This is a genomic window from Mariniluteicoccus flavus (assembly GCF_054776655.1).
This window is the reverse complement of record NZ_BAAHBN010000002.1, coordinates 233750-251390: the sequence shown is the minus strand read 5'-3', so window position 1 is coordinate 251390 and position 17641 is coordinate 233750. Positions and strand designations below refer to the sequence as shown.

The 17641-nt window shown below is 70.2% G+C and carries 15 protein-coding genes and 1 pseudogene; 4 read left to right on the top strand and 12 right to left on the bottom strand.

From position 1 onward, the window contains the following. Nucleotides 1-146: 146 nt before the first annotated feature. The 6 genes from argG to ACYVAG_RS05160 form a co-directional block, all read right to left on the bottom strand. The gene (gene argG / locus ACYVAG_RS05185; RefSeq protein WP_460767461.1) at nucleotides 147-1562 is read right to left on the bottom strand and encodes an argininosuccinate synthase; all 1416 of its coding nucleotides are present in this window, start codon (nucleotides 1560-1562) and stop codon (nucleotides 147-149) included. A gap of 74 nt (nucleotides 1563-1636) precedes the next feature. Next, the gene (gene era / locus ACYVAG_RS05180) at nucleotides 1637-2575 is read right to left on the bottom strand and encodes a GTPase Era (protein ID WP_460767458.1); all 939 of its coding nucleotides are present in this window, start codon (nucleotides 2573-2575) and stop codon (nucleotides 1637-1639) included. A 75-nt stretch (nucleotides 2576-2650) separates the two neighbouring features. Further along, nucleotides 2651-3997 carry a hemolysin family protein gene (locus tag ACYVAG_RS05175; RefSeq protein WP_460767455.1) on the bottom strand — a complete coding sequence of 449 codons (1347 nt, stop codon included), beginning with the start codon at nucleotides 3995-3997 and terminating at the stop codon, nucleotides 2651-2653. 1 nt (nucleotide 3998) lies between these two features. Then, nucleotides 3999-4457 carry an rRNA maturation RNase YbeY gene (gene ybeY / locus ACYVAG_RS05170; protein WP_460767452.1) on the bottom strand — a complete coding sequence of 153 codons (459 nt, stop codon included), beginning with the start codon at nucleotides 4455-4457 and terminating at the stop codon, nucleotides 3999-4001. Further along, nucleotides 4454-5404 (bottom strand): PhoH family protein, encoded by a 951-nt coding sequence (locus ACYVAG_RS05165; RefSeq protein ID WP_460768037.1) that lies wholly within the window; start codon nucleotides 5402-5404, stop codon nucleotides 4454-4456. Before ACYVAG_RS05165 ends, ybeY begins: the two co-directional genes overlap by 4 nt. 145 nt (nucleotides 5405-5549) lie before the next feature. Then, the gene (locus tag ACYVAG_RS05160; RefSeq protein WP_460767450.1) at nucleotides 5550-6203 is read right to left on the bottom strand and encodes a GntR family transcriptional regulator; all 654 of its coding nucleotides are present in this window, start codon (nucleotides 6201-6203) and stop codon (nucleotides 5550-5552) included. Here ACYVAG_RS05160 and ACYVAG_RS05155 point away from each other — a divergent pair. After that, on the top strand, nucleotides 6114-7010 hold the full coding sequence (locus ACYVAG_RS05155) for an ABC transporter ATP-binding protein (RefSeq protein WP_460768035.1): 897 nt from the start codon (nucleotides 6114-6116) through the stop codon (nucleotides 7008-7010). The two genes, ACYVAG_RS05160 and ACYVAG_RS05155, sit on opposite strands and share 90 nt — an antisense overlap. A gap of 68 nt (nucleotides 7011-7078) precedes the next feature. On the opposite strand, the gene ACYVAG_RS05150 is transcribed toward ACYVAG_RS05155, so the two are convergent. The 5 genes and pseudogenes from ACYVAG_RS05150 to ACYVAG_RS05130 all read right to left on the bottom strand — a co-directional run bounded on the left by ACYVAG_RS05150 (nucleotide 7079) and on the right by ACYVAG_RS05130 (nucleotide 13296). Next, nucleotides 7079-7516 (bottom strand): DUF5709 domain-containing protein, encoded by a 438-nt coding sequence (locus tag ACYVAG_RS05150; RefSeq protein WP_460767447.1) that lies wholly within the window; start codon nucleotides 7514-7516, stop codon nucleotides 7079-7081. 102 nt (nucleotides 7517-7618) lie between these two features. Further along, nucleotides 7619-8320 (bottom strand): hypothetical protein, encoded by a 702-nt coding sequence (locus tag ACYVAG_RS05145; RefSeq protein ID WP_460767444.1) that lies wholly within the window; start codon nucleotides 8318-8320, stop codon nucleotides 7619-7621. Between the two features lie 181 nt (nucleotides 8321-8501). Further along, a pseudogene (locus ACYVAG_RS05140) lies at nucleotides 8502-9472 on the bottom strand (IS481 family transposase); the annotation flags it as partial. A gap of 70 nt (nucleotides 9473-9542) precedes the next feature. After that, entirely contained in the window at nucleotides 9543-11834 is a 2292-nt protein-coding gene (locus ACYVAG_RS05135; RefSeq protein WP_460767441.1) for an ATP-binding cassette domain-containing protein, read from the bottom strand. 4 nt (nucleotides 11835-11838) lie between these two features. After that, nucleotides 11839-13296 carry an MFS transporter gene (locus ACYVAG_RS05130; protein ID WP_460767438.1) on the bottom strand — a complete coding sequence of 486 codons (1458 nt, stop codon included), beginning with the start codon at nucleotides 13294-13296 and terminating at the stop codon, nucleotides 11839-11841. Nucleotides 13297-13357: 61 nt separating this feature from the next. Between ACYVAG_RS05130 and ACYVAG_RS05125 the strand changes: the two genes are divergently transcribed. From ACYVAG_RS05125 to ACYVAG_RS05115, 3 genes are all read left to right on the top strand, one after another. Then, nucleotides 13358-14359, top strand: coding sequence for a helix-turn-helix transcriptional regulator (locus tag ACYVAG_RS05125; RefSeq protein ID WP_460767435.1), 1002 nt, complete (start codon nucleotides 13358-13360; stop codon nucleotides 14357-14359). Nucleotides 14360-14490: 131 nt separating this feature from the next. Next, nucleotides 14491-15567 (top strand): hypothetical protein, encoded by a 1077-nt coding sequence (locus ACYVAG_RS05120; protein WP_460767432.1) that lies wholly within the window; start codon nucleotides 14491-14493, stop codon nucleotides 15565-15567. A 21-nt stretch (nucleotides 15568-15588) separates the two neighbouring features. Further along, nucleotides 15589-16308: a queuosine precursor transporter gene (locus ACYVAG_RS05115; protein WP_460767429.1), complete on the top strand. Its 720-nt coding sequence runs from the start codon at nucleotides 15589-15591 to the stop codon at nucleotides 16306-16308. A gap of 229 nt (nucleotides 16309-16537) precedes the next feature. Here ACYVAG_RS05115 and ACYVAG_RS05110 read toward each other — a convergent pair whose 3' ends face one another. Then, nucleotides 16538-17557: a nucleoside hydrolase gene (locus tag ACYVAG_RS05110; protein ID WP_460767426.1), complete on the bottom strand. Its 1020-nt coding sequence runs from the start codon at nucleotides 17555-17557 to the stop codon at nucleotides 16538-16540. Nucleotides 17558-17641: the final 84 nt, after the last annotated feature.

Sequence of the window (17641 nt, the reverse complement as noted above, 5' to 3'; positions counted from 1 at the left end):
CGAGGAGGCCGCCCGTCAGTGGGCCTCGCTGCGGCGGCGAAGGAGGAGCGCCTGCCACGACATGACAGCACCCTAACCCACTCCCCCACCACCGGTCGCGGGCGGGTCCGCAGGCTGGAACTCCCGCGGCCCACCCCTGCCCCGCCTCAGTCGGTGCCGGACTCCATCGCCGCGCGGTCCAGCGCCTCCTGGTCGTCGTCCGGTCCCACGCCGCCGACGATCGCGGTCGCGCCGCCCGCCTCGAGCTCGCCCACCAGCTGCGCCGTCGCGCCCCCGACGATGCCCAGGGCCGCGTACTGCTCCAGCCGGGCGCGCGAGTCGGCGATGTCGAGGTTGCGCATCGTGAGCTGGCCGATGCGGTCCTCGGGACCGAATGCGGCGTCGCCGACGCGCTCCATCGACAGCTTGTCGGGGTGATAGCTGAGGCCGGGCCCAGCCGTCTTGAGGAACTGGTAGTCGTCGCCGCGCCGCAGCCGCACGGTCACCTCGCCGGTGACCGCGGAGCCGACCCAGCGGACGAGCGCCTCGCGGAGCATCAGGGACTGCGGGTCCATCCAGCGACCCTCATACATCAGGCGGCCGAGGCGACGGCCCTCTGCGTGGTAGTTCGCGATCGTGTCCTCGTTGTGGATCGCGTTGACGAGCCGCTCATAGCCGATGTGGAGCAGGGCCATGCCGGGCGCCTCATAGATGCCGCGCGACTTGGCCTCGATGATGCGGTTCTCGATCTGGTCGGAGACCCCCAGCCCGTGGCGGCCGCCGATCTCGTTGGCCTTCCGCACCAGCGCGACCGGCGAGGAGAACGTCTCGCCGTTGATCGCGACGGGACGACCGGCCTCGTACGCGATCGTGACCTCCTCGGTCGCGATCTCGACGTCCTCGCGCCACGACGCGACGCCCATGATCGGCTCGACGATGTCGAGGCCCGCGTCGAGGTGCTCGAGCGTCTTGGCCTCGTGGGTCGCACCCCAGATGTTCGCGTCGGTCGAGTAGGCCTTCTCCTTCGAGTCGCGATAGGGCAGGTCGCGCTCGGTCAGCCACTGGCTCATCTCGTCGCGGCCGCCGAGCTCGTTGACGAAGGCGGTGTCGAGCCAGGGCTTGTAGATGCGCAGGTTCGGGTTCGCCAAGAGTCCGTAGCGATAGAAGCGCTCGATGTCGTTGCCCTTGTAGGTCGACCCGTCGCCCCAGATGTCGACGCCGTCCTCCTTCATCGCACGCACCAGCAGCATGCCGGTGACCGCGCGCCCGAGCGGCGTGGTGTTGAAGTACGCCTTGCCGGCGGTCCTGATGTGGAACGCGCCGCACATCAGCGCGACCAGGCCCTCCTCGACGAGCGCCTCGGTGCAGTCGACCAGGCGCGAGACCTCGGCCCCGTACGCCTGGGCGCGGCCCGGCACGGACGCGATGTCGGGCTCGTCGTACTGGCCGATGTCGGCGGTGTAGGTGCAGGGAACCGCACCCTTCTCGCGCATCCATGCAACTGCGACAGAGGTGTCGAGACCGCCCGAGAAGGCGATCCCGACGCGTTCACCGACGGGGAGACTGGTCAAGACCTTGGACATGGCTCTACCCTAGCGCATACATATTCCAAGTGTCGAATATTCATGCCATGCGCCTCCGGGAGGAGGCCGGCTGCTCAGAAACCCAACCGGTTCAGGTATTTCGGGTCGCGCTGCCACTCCTTGAGCACCTTGACGCGGAGGTCGAGGTGGACCGGGGTGCCGAGGAGCGCGGTGATCTGGTGGCGTGCGGCGGTGCCGACCTCGCGCAGCCGCGAGCCCTGGTGGCCGATCATGATGCCCTTCTGGGAATCCCGTTCCACGATGAGGTTCGCGAAGACGTTGAGCAGCGGCCGATCCTCCGGGCGCCCCTCGCGCAGGCCCATCTCCTCGATCGTCACGACGATCGAGTGGGGCAGCTCGTCGCGGACGCCCTCGAGGGCGACCTCGCGGATGATCTCGGCCACGAGCGTCTCGGTCGGCTCGTCGGTGATCTCGCCATCGGGGTAGTACTGCGGCCCCTCCGGCAGCAGGCTCACCAGCACGTCACAGACGTCGTCGACCTGGGCCCCCTCGGTCGCCGAGACCGGCACGATGTGCTCCCACTGGATCTCGAGCTTCTCCTCGAGTGCCTGGATCGCCATCAGGTGTTCCCGCATGCGGGTGTCACCGACGAGGTCAGACTTCGTCGCGAGCGCGACCAGCTTGGGCCGGCGCTCGAGCTTCGCGATCTCGCCCACGAGGAACGTGTCGCCCGGGCCGATGCGCTGGTCGGCCGGGAGGCAGACGCCGATCACGTCGACCTCGGCCCACGTGTCGTGGACGAGGTCGTTCAGTCGCTCGCCGAGCAGCGTACGCGGCTTGTGGAGGCCCGGCGTGTCGATCAGGACGAGCTGGGCATCGGGCCGGTGGACGATGCCACGGATGGCGTGGCGCGTCGTCTGGGGCTTGCTGGAGGTGATGGCGATCTTCGAGCCCACCAGGGCGTTGGTGAGCGTCGACTTGCCGGCGTTGGGGCGGCCGACGAAGCAGGCGAAGCCGGAACGGAAGCCCTCAGGGGCGTTGGTGAAATCCATGGTGGAGCCATTCTCCCCCACCGCGGCTGCGAGCGCACGCGGGCGACGCTGCGTGCGCCCACCCGTGAGGCCGCGTCAGGTCGCCCGGTCGGCCGACTGGGCCGCGAGGGCGGCCGCGGCGGCCGCCCCGGCGTCCGCGTCGGCGTCGTGCTCGTCGGGCAGCCGCGTCACGAGGATCGTGCCGATCTGGTTGCGCCGGCCGGCCGCGCGTTCGGCGACGAGCTCGAGCCCGTGGACGCGCACCAGCGAGCCCGGGATCGGCACGCGGTTGAGCTCCTTGGCCATCAGGCCGCCGACGGAGTCGACGTCCTCGTCGTCGAGGTCGAGGCCGAACAGCTCACCGACCTCGTCGAGCGGCAGCCGGGACAGCACCCTGAAGCGCTCCTCCCCCAACTGCTGCACCGGCGGGATCTCCTCGTCGTATTCGTCGACGATCTCGCCCACGATCTCCTCGAGGATGTCCTCGATCGTGGCGAGACCCGAGGTTCCCCCGAACTCGTCGACCACGACGACCAGGTGGGACCGGGTGAGCTGCATCTCGCGCAGCAGCTCGTCGACCGGCTTCGAGTCGGGACAGAACACCGGCGCGCGCATCATCGACGCGACGCGCTCGGACGTTTGGGCGTCGGCGTTGTCATAGACGCGCTTCATCACGTCCTTGATATAGAGGACGCCCACCACGTCGTCGAGCCCGCCCTCGCCGATCACGGGGATGCGGGAGAAACCCGACCGCAGCGCGAGCGACATCGCCTGGCGCAGGGTTTTGTGCTCCTCGACGAAGACCATGTCGGTGCGCGGAACCATGACCTCCTTGACGATGGTGTCGCCGAGGTCGAACACCGAGTTGATCATGCGGTGCTCGCGGGCCTCGATCAGGTCGCTGGCCACCGCCTTGTCGACCAGCTCGCGCAGCTCCGCCTCGGAGGCGAACGGGCCGTCGGAGAAGCCGCGGCCCGGCGTGAGCGCGTTGCCGAGGAGGATCAGCAGCTGCGGCAGCGGGCCCATGATCGTGTTGAGGAACGCGAGTGGCCCGGCGGCCGCGCAGGCCACCTTGTCGGGGTGTTGGCGCCCGAGCGTACGCGGGGCCACGCCCCACGCAATGAACGACACCAGGACCATGACGCCGATGGTGATCAGCAGGCGCGCCCACAGCGGGCCGACGTGGGCGAACACGACGAGCGCCACGAGGACGATCGAGCAGATCTCGAACAGCGTCCGCAGGAAGAGCGCGGTGTTGAGATAGGGAGCCGGGTCCTCGGTGATCGAGAGGAGGCGCTTGGCCCCCGGCCGATCCTCCTCCACGAGGTGTTCGGCGCGCGCCTTCGAGAACGAATAGAGGGCCGCCTCCGCGGCCGCGAGGAGCGCGGCCAACAGCGCGAGGACGAGCGACGTGGCGAGCACGACGATGTCGCGGGTGGTCACCTCAGCGGCTCCGGTGGTCGGCCCACGCGGCCAGCAGGTCGTCCTTGAGCCCGAACATCTCAGACTTCTCCTCGGGCGTGGCGTGGTCATAGCCCAGCAGGTGGAGCAGGCCGTGGACGAGGAGGTATTCGGCCTCCTCCTCGGGCTGTCGCCCGTGCTCGGCGGCCTGGCGGCTCGTCACCTCGGGGCAGAGGACGATGTCGCCGAGGTGACCCACCGGCGGCTCCTCGCCGTCGGCCGGCGGCCGCAACTCGTCCATGGGGAACGACAGGACGTCGGTCGGCCCCGGCTCCCCCATGTGTTGCTCGTGATAGGCCGACATGGTGTCGACGTCGACCATGAGCAGCGAGAGCTCGGCCTGGGGATGGATGCGGAGCTGGTCCATCGCGAACGTCGCCAGCGCGACCAGTCCCTTCTCGTCGACCTCGACGCCGGACTCGTTGTTCAGCTCGACGGTCACCGGCGGGGCCCCTTCCTGGGATGGCTCGTGGGATGTTCGGTGGTCTCGAAGCGGTCGTACGCAGCCACGATGCGCCCGACGAGGCGGTGACGCACGACGTCGTGGTTGGTCAGGCGGCAGAACGCGATGTCGTCGACGCCGTCGAGGACCTCCTGCACCCCGCGCAGCCCCGACGCCGTGCCGCCCGGGAGGTCGACCTGGGTCACGTCGCCCGTGACGACGATCTTCGAGTTGAACCCGAGCCGGGTGAGGAACATCTTCATCTGTTCCATCGACGTGTTCTGGGCCTCGTCGAGGATGATGAACGCGTCGTTCAGCGTGCGTCCGCGCATGTAGGCCAGCGGCGCGACCTCGATGGTGCCCGCCGTGAGCAGGCGCGGGATCGAGTCGGGGTCGAGCATGTCGTGGAGGGCGTCATAGAGCGGCCGCAGGTAGGGGTCGATCTTGTCGCTCAACGTACCGGGAAGGAAGCCCAGCCGCTCTCCGGCCTCGACCGCGGGGCGGGTCAGGATGATGCGGTTGACCTCCTTGTTCTGCAGCGCCTGGACGGCCTTCGCCATCGCGAGGTAGGTCTTGCCGGTGCCGGCCGGACCGATGCCGAACACCACGGTGTGGGCGTCGATCGCGTCGACGTAGCGCTTCTGGTTCAGCGTCTTCGCGCGGATTGTCTTGCCGCGGCTCGACAGGATGTTGGCGGTCAGCACCTCGGCGGGGCGCTCGGCCTCGTTGTCGCGCATCATCATGATGATGCGTTCCACGGCGTCGCCGGTGAGGCCCTGGCCGGTGCGGATGACCGTGACCATCTCGGTCAGGACGTCGGCACCCAGGGCGAGGTCCTCGGGCGAGCCTGACAGCGTCACCTCGTTGCCGCGCACGTGGATGTCGGCGTCGAGCTCGCTCTCGAGCGCACGCAGGAAGGAATCGGCCGGCCCCAGGATGTGGACCATGTCGATGGACGCCGGGATCGTGATGCGGCGCATGGCGGGCTGGTCGCCGTGACCGGGGTGATCGACCTGTTCGGGCTTGATGGGGTCCTCCAGTGGACTGGTGCGGTGCTGGTGCCGACAGTCTAGTGAAGGGGACCGACAGGGGTCACCCGGCTTTTCCCTCGACGGGCGAGGGGCCGGATTCGAGGACTGCGCTCAGTCGACGCCACGAGTTGCGCCAGTTGGCCGCCGCCGCAGCCTGGGCCAGGGCCGCATCATTGGCGCGCAGCGCACCGAGGATCATCAGGTGCTCGTCGTGGGCCGCAGCCCGAAGCCCGCTCTGGGCGAAGGCGACCCGCTCCGTACGCATCGTCTCCCGCACGACGCGCTGGAGGGTGTCGCACAGCACCTCGCTCCCGGCTGCGCGGTAGTAGATGTCATGGAACTCGAGGTCCAGCCGCGCCAGTTCCCGAGGATCGCTCGACGCCTCCATCTGCGCGAGGATCTCGGCCATCCGATCGGCGGTCGCCCCGTCGATGCGCGCCGCCGCGAGACTGGCGGCGAAGCCGTCGAGCACCGCCCCCACGTCGTAGTATTCGCCGGCACGCACGAGGTCGATCTCGGTCACCACGGTGTTGCGGCCCCGGTGGAACTGCACCAGGCCCTCCTGGGACATCCTGATCAGCGCCTCCCTCACCGGGGTGCGGCTCACCCCGAGTTCTGCGGCCAGATCCGCGTCCCGCACCACCGTGCCCGGGTCGAGTGGACCATTCACGATGCGGTCCAAGATCTCGGCATAGACCGTCGAGGCCTCAGACAAGGTCGCCCCTCCTGTTCTCGTCCCGCGGGAGCGCCGCTCGGGCAGACTCACGCGCGTGGCGTCGGTTTCCCCCTCCAGCTGCGGCGTACCCCGCGCGCCGAGATCGCCACCCGGGTCGACGCGGTGCTGGAGAAGGTGGGGCTGTCCGGTGTCGGGTCACGCTATCCCCACGAGCTCTCGGGCGGTCAGCAACAGCGCGTGGCGTTGGCCCGCGCCCTCGCCCACCCGCCCACACTGCTGCTGCTCGACGAGCCGCTGTCGAACCTCGACGCCAAACTGCGCGAGCAGGCGCGACACTGGCTGAAGTCGCTGCAGTCCGAGACCGGTCTGACCACGATCCATGTCACCCACGACCAGACCGAGGCCCTCGCGATGAGCGACCGCATCGCCGTCCTCGACGCCGGGCGGCTCAGCCAGGTCGGGACCCCCGCCGAGATCTATGAGACGCCGGCGACCCTGGCCGTCGGCCGTTTCGTGGGCAGTTGCAGCCTGCTGTCGGGTCACGCGGCGGAACGGCTTGCAGACGGGCGTACGCGCGTCGTGCTCGACCAGGCGGCGGGTCAGGTCCTCGCCGCGCACAGCCACGTGAAGGTCGGGGAACGCTGCGTGGTGTTCGTCCGCCCCGAGCACGCGAAGATCGTGTCCGAGGGGGCGGTCGATGGCCACGACCACGTCGCCGGGCGCGTGACCGGGTCGGCCTATGTGGGCACCGGTCGCGACCTGACCGTCCAGACGCCGGCGGGGGAAATCCTCGTCACCTCCGCCGAGGACCACGCGGGCCCCTGCCGGGTTGCGCCTGCGCGGTGATCGGTGCACGGCCTTTCCGGAGGCGGCCCAGGACGACCACCTCAGCCGCGCCGGCTGAGCCCGCGGGCTCAGCGGCGGCCGTCCTCCCCATCGTCGACCACGTGCATCGCAGCCTCCTCGGCGCTCGCCGCGGCGCCGTCGATGCCGACGTCCTCGCCGAGCAACTCCGACTCGGTGTCCTCGCCCGGATAGCCGTGGTTGGCGTCGACGAGACGGCCGGCGCGGCGGTCGCCGACCTCGTGGTCGTCGAGGTCCTCGTCCGCCGGGTCGTCGGCGTTCGGGTCGGGGTCGGGGATCTCCTGCTTGAGGCGCTGCTCCAGGGTCTCGCCCTCGCGCATCTCGGTGGCGGTGTTGCCGAAACCCTCGGCCGGGGACCAGTGATCGGGCGCGATGTAGCCCTCGTCGAGCGTGTCGTCCACGTTGCGGTCCACCAGCGAGCGCTCTGGCTCGAGTTGGTCGAGCTGTTCCGACTCGTCGGGCGTGAACTGGTCGTCGATGTCTGCCATGGCCCCAGTGTTCCACGCGTCCCGATCCCAGTGCGGGGCCTCACCCGAAGGTGACCGGACGGACGGTTTTCGCATTCGTCGGACATATGACCGAGACCTCATCTAGCTGTACTGACCGGAGACGTTGATCGACAGGTTCGTGTTGGACCTCGTTAGGGTCGCCAGATGAGTGAGGCGCAGCGGGTGGACTTCCAGGGCTCGGATGAGGCCTGGCCGGTGATCGGCGCGCTGTTCGCGCGCATGCAGGCACTGCCTGAGTCGGGGACGCCGCGGACGAACCTTGCGCCTCGCCAGATTGATCTCGCGCAGACCGCTGGACACCGCATATACATCCAGTCGCACGCGCTGCTGGGCTTCGCCTATGAGCACCATCAGGCTTTCCTCGCGCACATCAACACGGTGGGCTTCGGGCCGCGGGCTCCGTTCAACCTGCTGCGCCCCGTGCTGGAGTCGTCGTTGTGGGCGCTGTGGCTGCTCGACCCCCATGACAGCGCTACGCGACGGAAACGCGCCCTGCAGTACGAGATCCATGACTTCAAGGCCGAGATGGCCTACCTCGACGAGCTCGGCAAGAGGTCCGGCGGCCTGCCCATGCGCGAGGCCGCCGCCGAACGCCAAGCTCACGCCGGCAAGTCCTATCGCGAAGAAGCAGCGCAGTTGGGGCTGGACTACGCCGCGCTGAGCAAGACCAACATGAACCTCACTGACGAGATCCCAAAGATGCAGCGCCTCCTTGACCGCCACGACAAGGACACCGCCCGCCTCATCGTCGCCGAGTGGCGACGGCTGTCCGGGTACCAGCACGGCAAGACCTGGTCGGTGGCCCTGGGATCGGACCAGACCTTCCTAGCGAAGATCCCCGGCGGGCAGACTGTTCACCTCGTCGCGTCAGACAGCTCCCATCAGCATCGCGACCGGCCTGACCGCGCTCGTCTTCATGGAGGCCCTCATCCTGCACATCGACCGCTGCGAGAACCCCGGCAGATGAGTAAGGCGCCAGTCTCGAGTCCGGCGGCCGGTTGCCGCACGCGGTGTGTGGTCGTACCTCGTTGTAGTGGCGAAGCCAGGCGGGCAGGGCATCGCGGCGCTCCTGCTCGCTGGTGTAGCAGCGGCGTAGGCCCACCCGTCAGCCATAGTCCGGTGGAAGCGTTCGACCTTGCCGTTGGTCTGCGGCCGGTACGGGCGCGTCCGCTTCGGCGCGATCGACAGTGCCTGGCAGGTATCACGCCACAGGTGTGACCGGTAGGCGCCGCCGTTGTCCGACAAGACGCGCTCGATGGTCACGCCGCGCTCACCGAACCAGCCGACCGCCCGGTGCAGGACCGCGGCGGCGGTGATGGCGGTTTCGTCGTCGTGGACTTCGGTGTACGCGACGCGGGAGTGGTCGTCGATGACGGTGTGCACGAACGCGTAGCCCAGCTTCGGGCCGCCGTACTGATTGCGTGGCTTGCCTGGGGTGGCGACGCGGTTCTTCTCGCCCTGGCGGCGGCCGACGTAGCGCCAGCCGCCACCGTCGGGGATATTGCCGACCTTCTTCACGTCGACGTGCACCAGCGACCCGGGGTGTGGGTGCTCGTACCGGCGGATCGGCTCACCGCTGGCCCGGTCGACGTACGACAGCCGGTTGAGGCGTGCGGTCGTGAGGATGCGGTGGACTGTCGACGGGGCGATGTCGAGGCGGGCGGCGAGCTGAACCGGCCCCTCCCGCAAACGTATTCGCAGGCTGACGCACCGCTTCGTCACCGCCTTCGGAGTCTTGTGCGGCGACGTTCTCGGGCGCGACGACCGGTCCTGCATCGACTCGCCGGACAAGTACCGGCCGACCCAGCGCTTCACGGTCGGCCAGGAGACCTGGAAGCGGGCGGCGACCTCACTGATGGGCCACCCGTCGTCGACGACGAGGCGGGCGACCTTGAGGCGGTGGCGTGGTGTCAGTGCTGCGTTGGCGTGTGGCATGGAATTCCTTGTGCGCGTAGTCGTCACTCGACTGCGGGCGTCGAGCGTGAGGAGCAGTCCCCTCGGTGGGTCACAGGGCGAGTCGCGCGGCGAGGGCCCGGCCGGTGTGGGTGTCGGTGGTGGGCAGGTCGGCGGCTGGTCCTTGGTAGGTGATGTGGCCGCCGTCGGGTCCCGCGTCGGGGCCGAGGTCGATGATGTGGTCGGCGGTGGCGATCAGGTTCAGGTGGTGGTCGGCGATGACGACGGTCGCGCCGGCGTCGACGAGGCGGTGGAGCAGCCGGGTCAAGGTGTCGACGTCGCTCATGTGCAGCCCTGTGGTGGGTTCGTCCAGGGCGTAGACGGTGGCGGACTGCGCGATGCGGGTGGCGAGACGCAGGCGTTGGCGTTCTCCTCCGGAGAGGGTGGATAGGGGTTGTCCGAGGGTGAGGTAGCCCAGGCCGACATCGACCAGTCCGGCCAGCGGCGGGCCTGCGGGAGTGTTGGTGTAGCGGGTGGCGGCGTCGGCGACCGGCAGGCCGAGGACGTCGGCGATCGTCAGGCCGTCCAGGGTGTGGGTGAGCACGCCTGCGGTGTAGCGGGCGCCGTTACAGGTGGTGCAGGTGACGGGGACGGGGCCGCTTCCGGGGGCGTCGAGGTAGGTGACGCCCAGGCCGGTGCAGTCCGGGCATGCGCCGGCGCTGTTGGCGCTGAACATGGCGGGCTTGAGCTTGTGTCCGGGGGTGCTGCCTGCTTTGGCGAAGGCGTCGCGGAGCCAGTCCAAGACGCCGGTGTACGTGGCGGGGGTCGAGCGCCGTGATCCGCGGATGGGGCGTTGGTCGATGACTGCGATGTCGTCGCGTCGGGGCAGGTTCGTTAGCAGAGATGTCTTCCCGGCGCCGGCGACGCCGGTGATGCAGGTCAGGACGCCCAGGGGGATGTCGACGTCGAGGTGGTGCAGGTTGTGGGTGGTGGCGTCGCGGATGCGCAGGGTGCCGGTGGGAGTGCGGGGCGTGGTGTTGAGGGTGGGTCCGGCGGCGAGTGCTGCGGCGGTGGGAGTGTGCGCGTCCGCGAGCTGGGCGGGCGTGCCCTGGAAGGTGATGGTGCCGCCGGCGGTGCCGGCGCCAGGGCCCAGGTCGATGACGTGGTCGGCGGCGGTGATGACGTCGGGGTGGTGCTCGACGACCAGGACGGTGTTGCCCTTGTCGCGCAGCGCGTGCAGGAGCGTGACGACCTGGGCGGTGTCGTGGGCGTGGAGCCCGGCGGCGGGTTCGTCGAAGACGTAGGTCAGGTCGGTGAGGGCGGAGTCGAGATGAAGGACGGTGCGGATGCGTTGTCCCTCGCCGCCGGACAGGGTGGAGGTGGGGCGGTCCAAGGCGAGGTAGCCCAGGCCGACGCGGGTGAGGTTGGCCAGCAGAGACTGCAGCTGGGCGATGAGCGGTGCTGCGGCTGGTAGGTCGAGGTCCGCGAGCCAGCGGTGCAGGTCCGTGGCGGGCATGGTGTGGCAGGTGGTGATGGGGGTGTTGTCGATGGTGCAGGCGCGGGCGGCTGAGTTCAGGCGGGTGCCGGCACAGCCGGGGCAGGGCCCGGTGGTGGCGGCGAGCTCGAGGGCCTCGCGCAGGCGTGGTTTGAGCGCGGCGGGGTCCTTGGACAGGTACAGGCGGGTGATCTTGGTCAGGACTCCTTCGTAGGCCATGGGGTAGGTGCCGGTGTCGACGTTGGGTCCGGTGCCGGTCAGGAGGTGCTCGAGCTCGGCCGGGGTGTACGACTGCACCGGCTTGTCGTTGTCGAACGCCCCGCTGCGGGCGTACACCTTCCAGAACAGGGACCCGACGGTGAAGTTGGGGAAGGTGATCGCGCCATCGTTCAATGACAGGGATCGGTCCAGGACGAGATCGACGTCGAGGGTGGCGGTGCGCCCGGTGCCTTCGCAGGCCGGGCACATCCCGGTGGCAGCGTTGAAGGACAGCGCGTGGGAACCGGGCACCGGCGGGGTGCCGTGCCCGGCGTAGAGCTGGCGCAGCAGGGACCAGGCATCGGTCGCGGTCCCGACGGTGGAGCGGGGGTTGGCGCCCAGGGGAGCCTGGTCAACGACGATCGAGGCGCTGAGACCTTCGAGGGTGTCGACGTCGGGGCGCGGCAGGTGGGGCATGAGGTTCTGGACGAAGGCCGGGTAGGTCGCGGCGAGGAGCCGCTGGGACTCAGCTGCGATGGTGTCGAGGGCCAGGGAGGACTTGCCTGACCCCGAGACCCCGGTCACCACGGTGAGCTGCTTCTTCGGGATGTCGACGTCGACGTCGCGCAGATTGTTCGTGCGGGCGCCGCGCACCCTGATGACGTCGCGGTTCGACACGGGCTGCTCCTGGTGGTGGGTCGTGGAGGTCATCGGTTCAGTCCTGGTGGGGCGCTGCGGTCTTGGGCAGGGCGAGCATCGCGACAGCCGCAAGCAGGTAGGTGGCGACCTGCCAGGGCATCACCTGGGCCAATGCGTCGCCGAACAGCTCGGCCGGCGCGGTCGCGGGGCCGGCGCTCGAGGCGGCGTTGAAGAAGACGGTGCCCAGGACGCCGACGCCGACTGCACCGCCGATCTGGTTGACGGTGGACAGCACGCCGCCGGCGGCGCCGGCGCGGCGGCCGGGAACCCCGGCCAGGACGACGTTGACCAGGATCGGGGCGCCAAGTCCCAGGCCGAGGCCGCCGAGGAACATAGCGCCGGCCAGGGGCCAGTAGCCGGGGGTGGTGGAACCGTCGCGGACGAGCCACCACAGCAGCGCCTGCGACGCGGCCAGGGTCAGGGACCCGGTCAAGAGCAGGGCCCGCCCGGCCCTCGCGGCCAGGGCGACACCCGCACCGGAGGTGAGCATCGACCCGATGGCGTACGGCAGGATCACCAGGCCCGTGTCCCAGGCCGAGCGACCGGTGCCGGCCTGCAGGTAGATCGACACGACGAGGAAGAACGAGGCCAGGCCACCGAAGAACAGCACCGACGCGGCCAGGCCCGCGACGAACGGGCGGACCCTGAGCAGGTCGGGGTCGAGCACCGGCTCCCCGCCGCGGCGCGCGAGGGCGCTCTCGTAGCGCAGGAACCCGGCCAGCACGAGCACCCCGGCGGCGAGCAGAGCCCATCCCCACGTGGGCCAGCCCCAGTCGCGGCCCTGGACGAGGGGCAGCAGCACCAGCAACACCCCGACGGCGGCAAGGAGCGCACCGACTCCGTCCAGGCGAGAGCGGGCGGCAGCGCGGGAGTCGGGTAGGACCCGCCAACCCAGGACGAGAGCGACCAAGGCGACGGGGATGTTGATCCAGAAGATCGTGCGCCAGCCCAGGCCCCACAGGTCGGCGTCGACCAGCGCTCCGCCGATCAGGGGTCCGGCGACCGAGGCCAGCCCCTGGACGGCGCCGTAGGCCCCGAAGGCCTTGGCCATGGCCGCCGGCTCAAAGGAGGAGCGGATGATCCCGAAGACCTGCGGGACCAGGAACCCGCCCGCGAGTCCCTGGACCGCCCGAACGGCGATGAGCGCGCCTGCGGTCGGGGCCAGGGCGCACGCTGCGGACGCGACGGCGAAGGCCGCCAAGGCGGCCAGGAACACCCGGCGCCGTCCGTAGTCGTCGCCGATGCGGCCACCGGTGATCAGGCCCGAGCCCAGCGCGAGGGTGTACGCGGCGAGCATCCACTGCAGCTGCGCTGGCGAGGCGTTCAGGTCTGCCGCGATGTGCGGGGCCGCGACCGTGACGATGGTGACGTCGAGCAGGTCCATGAAGGAGGCGAACAGCACGACCAGCAGCGCGAGCGATGCAGCCCGGCCGCCGACCCGAGCATCCGCGGCGGTGTCTTGAGGAGAAGTCATGGACTCATCGTGACGTCGGTTCAGGACACCGAATGACCGCAACTCGCGCCATGCTGGTGGAATGGCCGATACCTCCGCCCGCATCCTGCGGCTGCTGTCCCTGCTCGAGGCGCGCGTCGAGTGGCCCGGTGGCGACCTCGCCGAGCGGCTCGGTGTGTCGGCGCGGACGGTGCGCCGGGACATCGACACGCTGCGCGAGCTCGGCTACCCCGTAGAAGCCGTCACCGGCCCCGGTGGTGGCTACCGGCTCGGCGCCGCCGGCAAGCTCCCGCCCCTGGTGCTGGACGATGACCAGGCCATCGCCATCGCGCTGGCCCTGCAGACCGCACCAGCGACCGTGACCGGAATCGACGACGCCGTCGCCCGAGCGCTGACGACCCTGCGCCAGGTCATGCCCGCACGCCTTCGCGCCGCCAGCGAAGCCTTCGAGGTCACCGCACTGCGCAACTACTGGGAATTCTCGGCGCCACCCATCGACGTCGCGACGCTGCAGGCCGTTGGGTCCGCGATCCGCACGAGCTCGTGCCTGCGGTTCGACTACGCAGACCCCGACGGGCGGGTCCCCGGGCCGGGCGACGCCGACTTCCGCCCGCCCCACGACGTCGAGCCCCATCACCTCGTCGTGTGGGCCGGCCGCTGGTACCTCGTCGCCCGCAACCGCGGCACCTGGGGCACCTACCGGGTCGACCGCATCCGCCCCAAGACCCCCGCCGGGGGCCCCTTCACCCCCGCCCCGCTCGACGCCGAAGACCTGAACCGGCTCGTCGTGCGGAACCCCGAACGAGGTGACACCCCCGGCCAGTGGCAGTGCGTCGGCGCCGCAACCCTCGCACTGCCCGCCGACGTCGTCGCCCGCTGGGCCCCAGGCGGGTCAGTCGTCGCCCCCATCGACCGCCACTCCTGCCGGCTGACGATCGGGGGGTGGTCCTGGGCCGGAGTAGCCGGTCTGTTCATCACCTTCGACGCCGACCTCACGGATGTCGAGCCGGCCGAACTAGGCGACGCCTTCGCCGCCATCCGGCGACGCCTGGAACCGGCCCCGCCAGCGGCGCTACGCCCATGACGCCAACACTGACAGGCACATACCTGGCACGGAGGGCCCGGGGTTCTTCGCATCCTCCTGCATGAGGACATGGCTGGCTGGCGCAGGGCCGGTCAATCAACGTCCCCGGTCAGTACATCTAGCGTGGGCCCATGGCCACGGGCGATGGGGCGGACACGGCGCGACGCGCGCTCGCGTACCCCGAGCACTACATCGATCGCTACCGCGGACTGCTGCTCGGGATGATGCTCGGCGACCTGCGTACGCCGTCCGCGCCGCACCGGTCGGGGGCCTTGACCCAGGTGCTCTGTTTCACGGTGGACGCGATGATCCGGGCGGAACTGCGGGCCCGTGCCGACGGGAGGGCGGCCCATCCGATCGACGAGGTCCGGGCGGGCCTGCTGCGCTGGGGCGGCACGCTGGGCCAGGTCTCGGTGCCCGACCTGATGACCGGCTGGGTGGCAAACGTCCCTGCGCTTGCGGCGGACCGAGGAGAATTGCCGGCGACCGCGTGGGCGCTTCCGGGACTCGCCGAAGGTCTCCACCTGGCCGCCAACGACGCCCGCAGCTCCGATGCGATGCTACGGTCGCTGCCCCTCGCCGCCGCGGCGGGATTCGTATGCCCCACGACCCTGACCTCGTGGGCCCAGGGAGCCGCAGGGCTGACCCACGGCCATCCCGAGGCCTGGAGCGCCGCCGCGTTCCTCACCATCCTGGTGGGCGCCCACCTCGTGACGGTCGGACAGCAGAGCGGATCCTGCGCCGTCGACCCGACGCCGGCCCTGCGATGGCTGCGTACCGCTGCTCCCGACGACCCACTCCTGGCTCGGGTGGAAGCCGTGATCGACGACGAGGAGCCCTTCACCCCCGCGCGACTCGCCGAGCACTCCCCGGATGACACGGCGGCGTCCGTGCTCACGGGAGGGCTGTATGTCCGGGCGCGGGCCGGCGACGTCTCGCGCGCCCGCGAGCTGGCGCGTGCGGCCCGCGACCCAGCTGCCGTGGCCGCCCTCGCCTGCGGTCTCGTCGGGCTCGAGCTCGGGCCGGCCGCGCTCGACGTTGCCGAGCTCGCCGACCACGAGCTCACCTGGGTCGTCGACTGCCTGGCCCGCGACCACGCCACCGTGCTGTGGAGCCCGCCTGCCGCGGGCTCCGACGACCTGGTGGCCCTCGGGTCGCGCTACCCCTGGTCGGTCGACGACCCTCGCTGGCCCACCGCGCGCTGCTGAGTCGGTCTAGACTGCCCGCTCGTGACCGAAGCGAATCGCACTGTTCCCGACGAGGCCCCCGCGTACGCCGACACCGGCTCCGCCCACTACGCAACGATGCTCGCGATGGTCTGCGTGGTGGTGATCCTCTCCGGCATCGGCGCGTCCAAGGGCGTCGTCCTGGGGCCCGTGATCACCGACGCCGCGTTCTTCCTGTTCCCGCTCGCCTACATCCTGGGTGACATCATCACCGAGGTCTACGGCGGGCGGGCCGCGCGACGGGCCATCGTGATGGGCTTCGTCGTCAACATCGTGTCGGTGCTCTGCTATGCGCTGATCATCGCGCTGCCGGGCTTCACCGACGACTTCGGCACCCAGAAGCAGACCGCGCTCGAGGGGGCGCTCGGCCCCGTGTGGCAGGTCGTGCTCGCCGGCCTGCTGGGCTATGCGGGCGGCCAGACCTGCAACACGCTGATCATGATGGCGATGAAGCGGCGCTCGAAGGAGAAGGGGCTGCTGCGGCGGCTGGTGTCGTCGACGGGCGTCGGCGAGTTCGTCGACACGCTGATCTTCTGCACGGTCGCGGCGACCGCGATCGGCATCTCGTCGGTCGGCCAGTGGGCGAACTACACGTTCTTCGGGTTCCTCTACAAGGTGCTGGTGCAGTATGCGGCGATCCCCGCGACGGCGGCCGCGATCGGGTGGCTGAAGAAGAACGAGCCGAGCTATGGGCGGGGTTGCGGCCTGAGTGGCCCAGTGTGAAAAGTGCACACGTGTGCGGAGAAGTCGCGGTCGGGGAGCGGTCGGGGAGCGCTTTGCGCACACCCGCGCCCAATCCGTGACCTGAACGCCCCCTCGGGCAGCGCTTTGCGCACACCCGCGCCCAATCCGCGCCCCGAAAGCCCCACGGCCAGCGCTTTGCGCACACCCGCGCCCAATCCGTGCCCTGAAAGCCCCCACGGCCAGCGCTTTGCGCACACCTGCGCACTTTTCACACCACTGGGTGAGCCCCCAGCCGCTCCACCAACTCGTCCAGCACCGCCGCCGGGTCGGTGTCGGTGACGATCCGCGCGTTCGGCGCATGACCCAACAACTTCCGCGCGTCGCGCACCGTCGTCCCGCGCGTGAGCTCTGACGTCGTCTCCACCCCGACCCACGTCGTCATCGTCGAGTAGGCCACCGCGTCCAGCGCCACCATCGCCGCGAACAGATCGTGGATCTGCGCGAAATAGCCGTAGCCCCAGTCCACGTGGAACTCGAAGTAGTGGCGCAGCGCGTCGCTCAGCAGGTCGACGACCGCGTCGCCCGAGTCGGTCGGCTGAAGGTCGCGTACGCCGCCTTCGGCCAGCCTCGGCGCCCACGCACCTCTGGCCTCGACCAGCCGGTCGAGATCAGCCGGAACCAGAACGATGCGCTCAGTGGTCTCCAGGGCGCACACGATCGGCAGCCGATCCTCCGGTTTCCCTTCCCACGCGGCGAACACCTCGGCCGCCGCATGGGGATCCACCCACGCGTTCCACTCCGCCGTCGGCGTCGTGTTGCCGGGGTGGTCGAACGCCCCGCCCATGATCACGACCCGCCCGACCAACTGGGGCAGGTCCGGCTCGGCCCGCAGCGCCACCGCCAGGTTCGTCAGCGGGCCGGTCACCAGCAGGTCGACCTCCCCCGGCGCGGCGCGGAACGCCGGCAGCCAGACCTCGAGGAAATCCTTGCTGACCAGGCGATCGCGCACGTCGGGCAGCCGGGCGTACCCCAGCCCGTCGGCCCCGTGGGTCTCCGGCGTCGTGCTGGCCGGGACGACGAGCGGGGCCGGCGTACCCACCGTCACCGGCACGTCCCCACGCCCGCAGATCTCCAACACCGCAAGGGAATTGAGCGCCGCCTGCTCCGCCGACGTGTTGCCCGAGGTCGTCGTGACCGCGACGAGGTCGACGTCGTTGCGCGCCGCCAGCCACGCCAGAGCGACGGCGTCGTCGATGCCGGTGTCGACGTCGGCGATGAGGGGTGTCACTCCTCGACTCGCTTCGCTCGCTCGGAGAGCGTTGGGGATGCCTTCGCTCGCTCGGAGAGCGTGGTGGGCTCTGCTCGCTCGGAG

Coding starts and splice junctions, on each gene's coding strand:
- ACYVAG_RS05165 (WP_460768037.1), bottom strand. CDS start 5,404: ATGGTCCACATCCTGGGGCCGGCCGATTCCTTCCTGCGTGCGCTCGAG.
- ACYVAG_RS05120 (WP_460767432.1), top strand. CDS start 14,491: ATGGCCACGGGCGATGGGGCGGACACGGCGCGACGCGCGCTCGCGTAC.
- ACYVAG_RS05150 (WP_460767447.1), bottom strand. CDS start 7,516: ATGGCAGACATCGACGACCAGTTCACGCCCGACGAGTCGGAACAGCTC.
- ACYVAG_RS05125 (WP_460767435.1), top strand. CDS start 13,358: ATGGCCGATACCTCCGCCCGCATCCTGCGGCTGCTGTCCCTGCTCGAG.
- argG (WP_460767461.1), bottom strand. CDS start 1,562: ATGTCCAAGGTCTTGACCAGTCTCCCCGTCGGTGAACGCGTCGGGATC.
- era (WP_460767458.1), bottom strand. CDS start 2,575: ATGGATTTCACCAACGCCCCTGAGGGCTTCCGTTCCGGCTTCGCCTGC.
- ACYVAG_RS05130 (WP_460767438.1), bottom strand. CDS start 13,296: ATGACTTCTCCTCAAGACACCGCCGCGGATGCTCGGGTCGGCGGCCGG.
- ACYVAG_RS05135 (WP_460767441.1), bottom strand. CDS start 11,834: ATGACCTCCACGACCCACCACCAGGAGCAGCCCGTGTCGAACCGCGAC.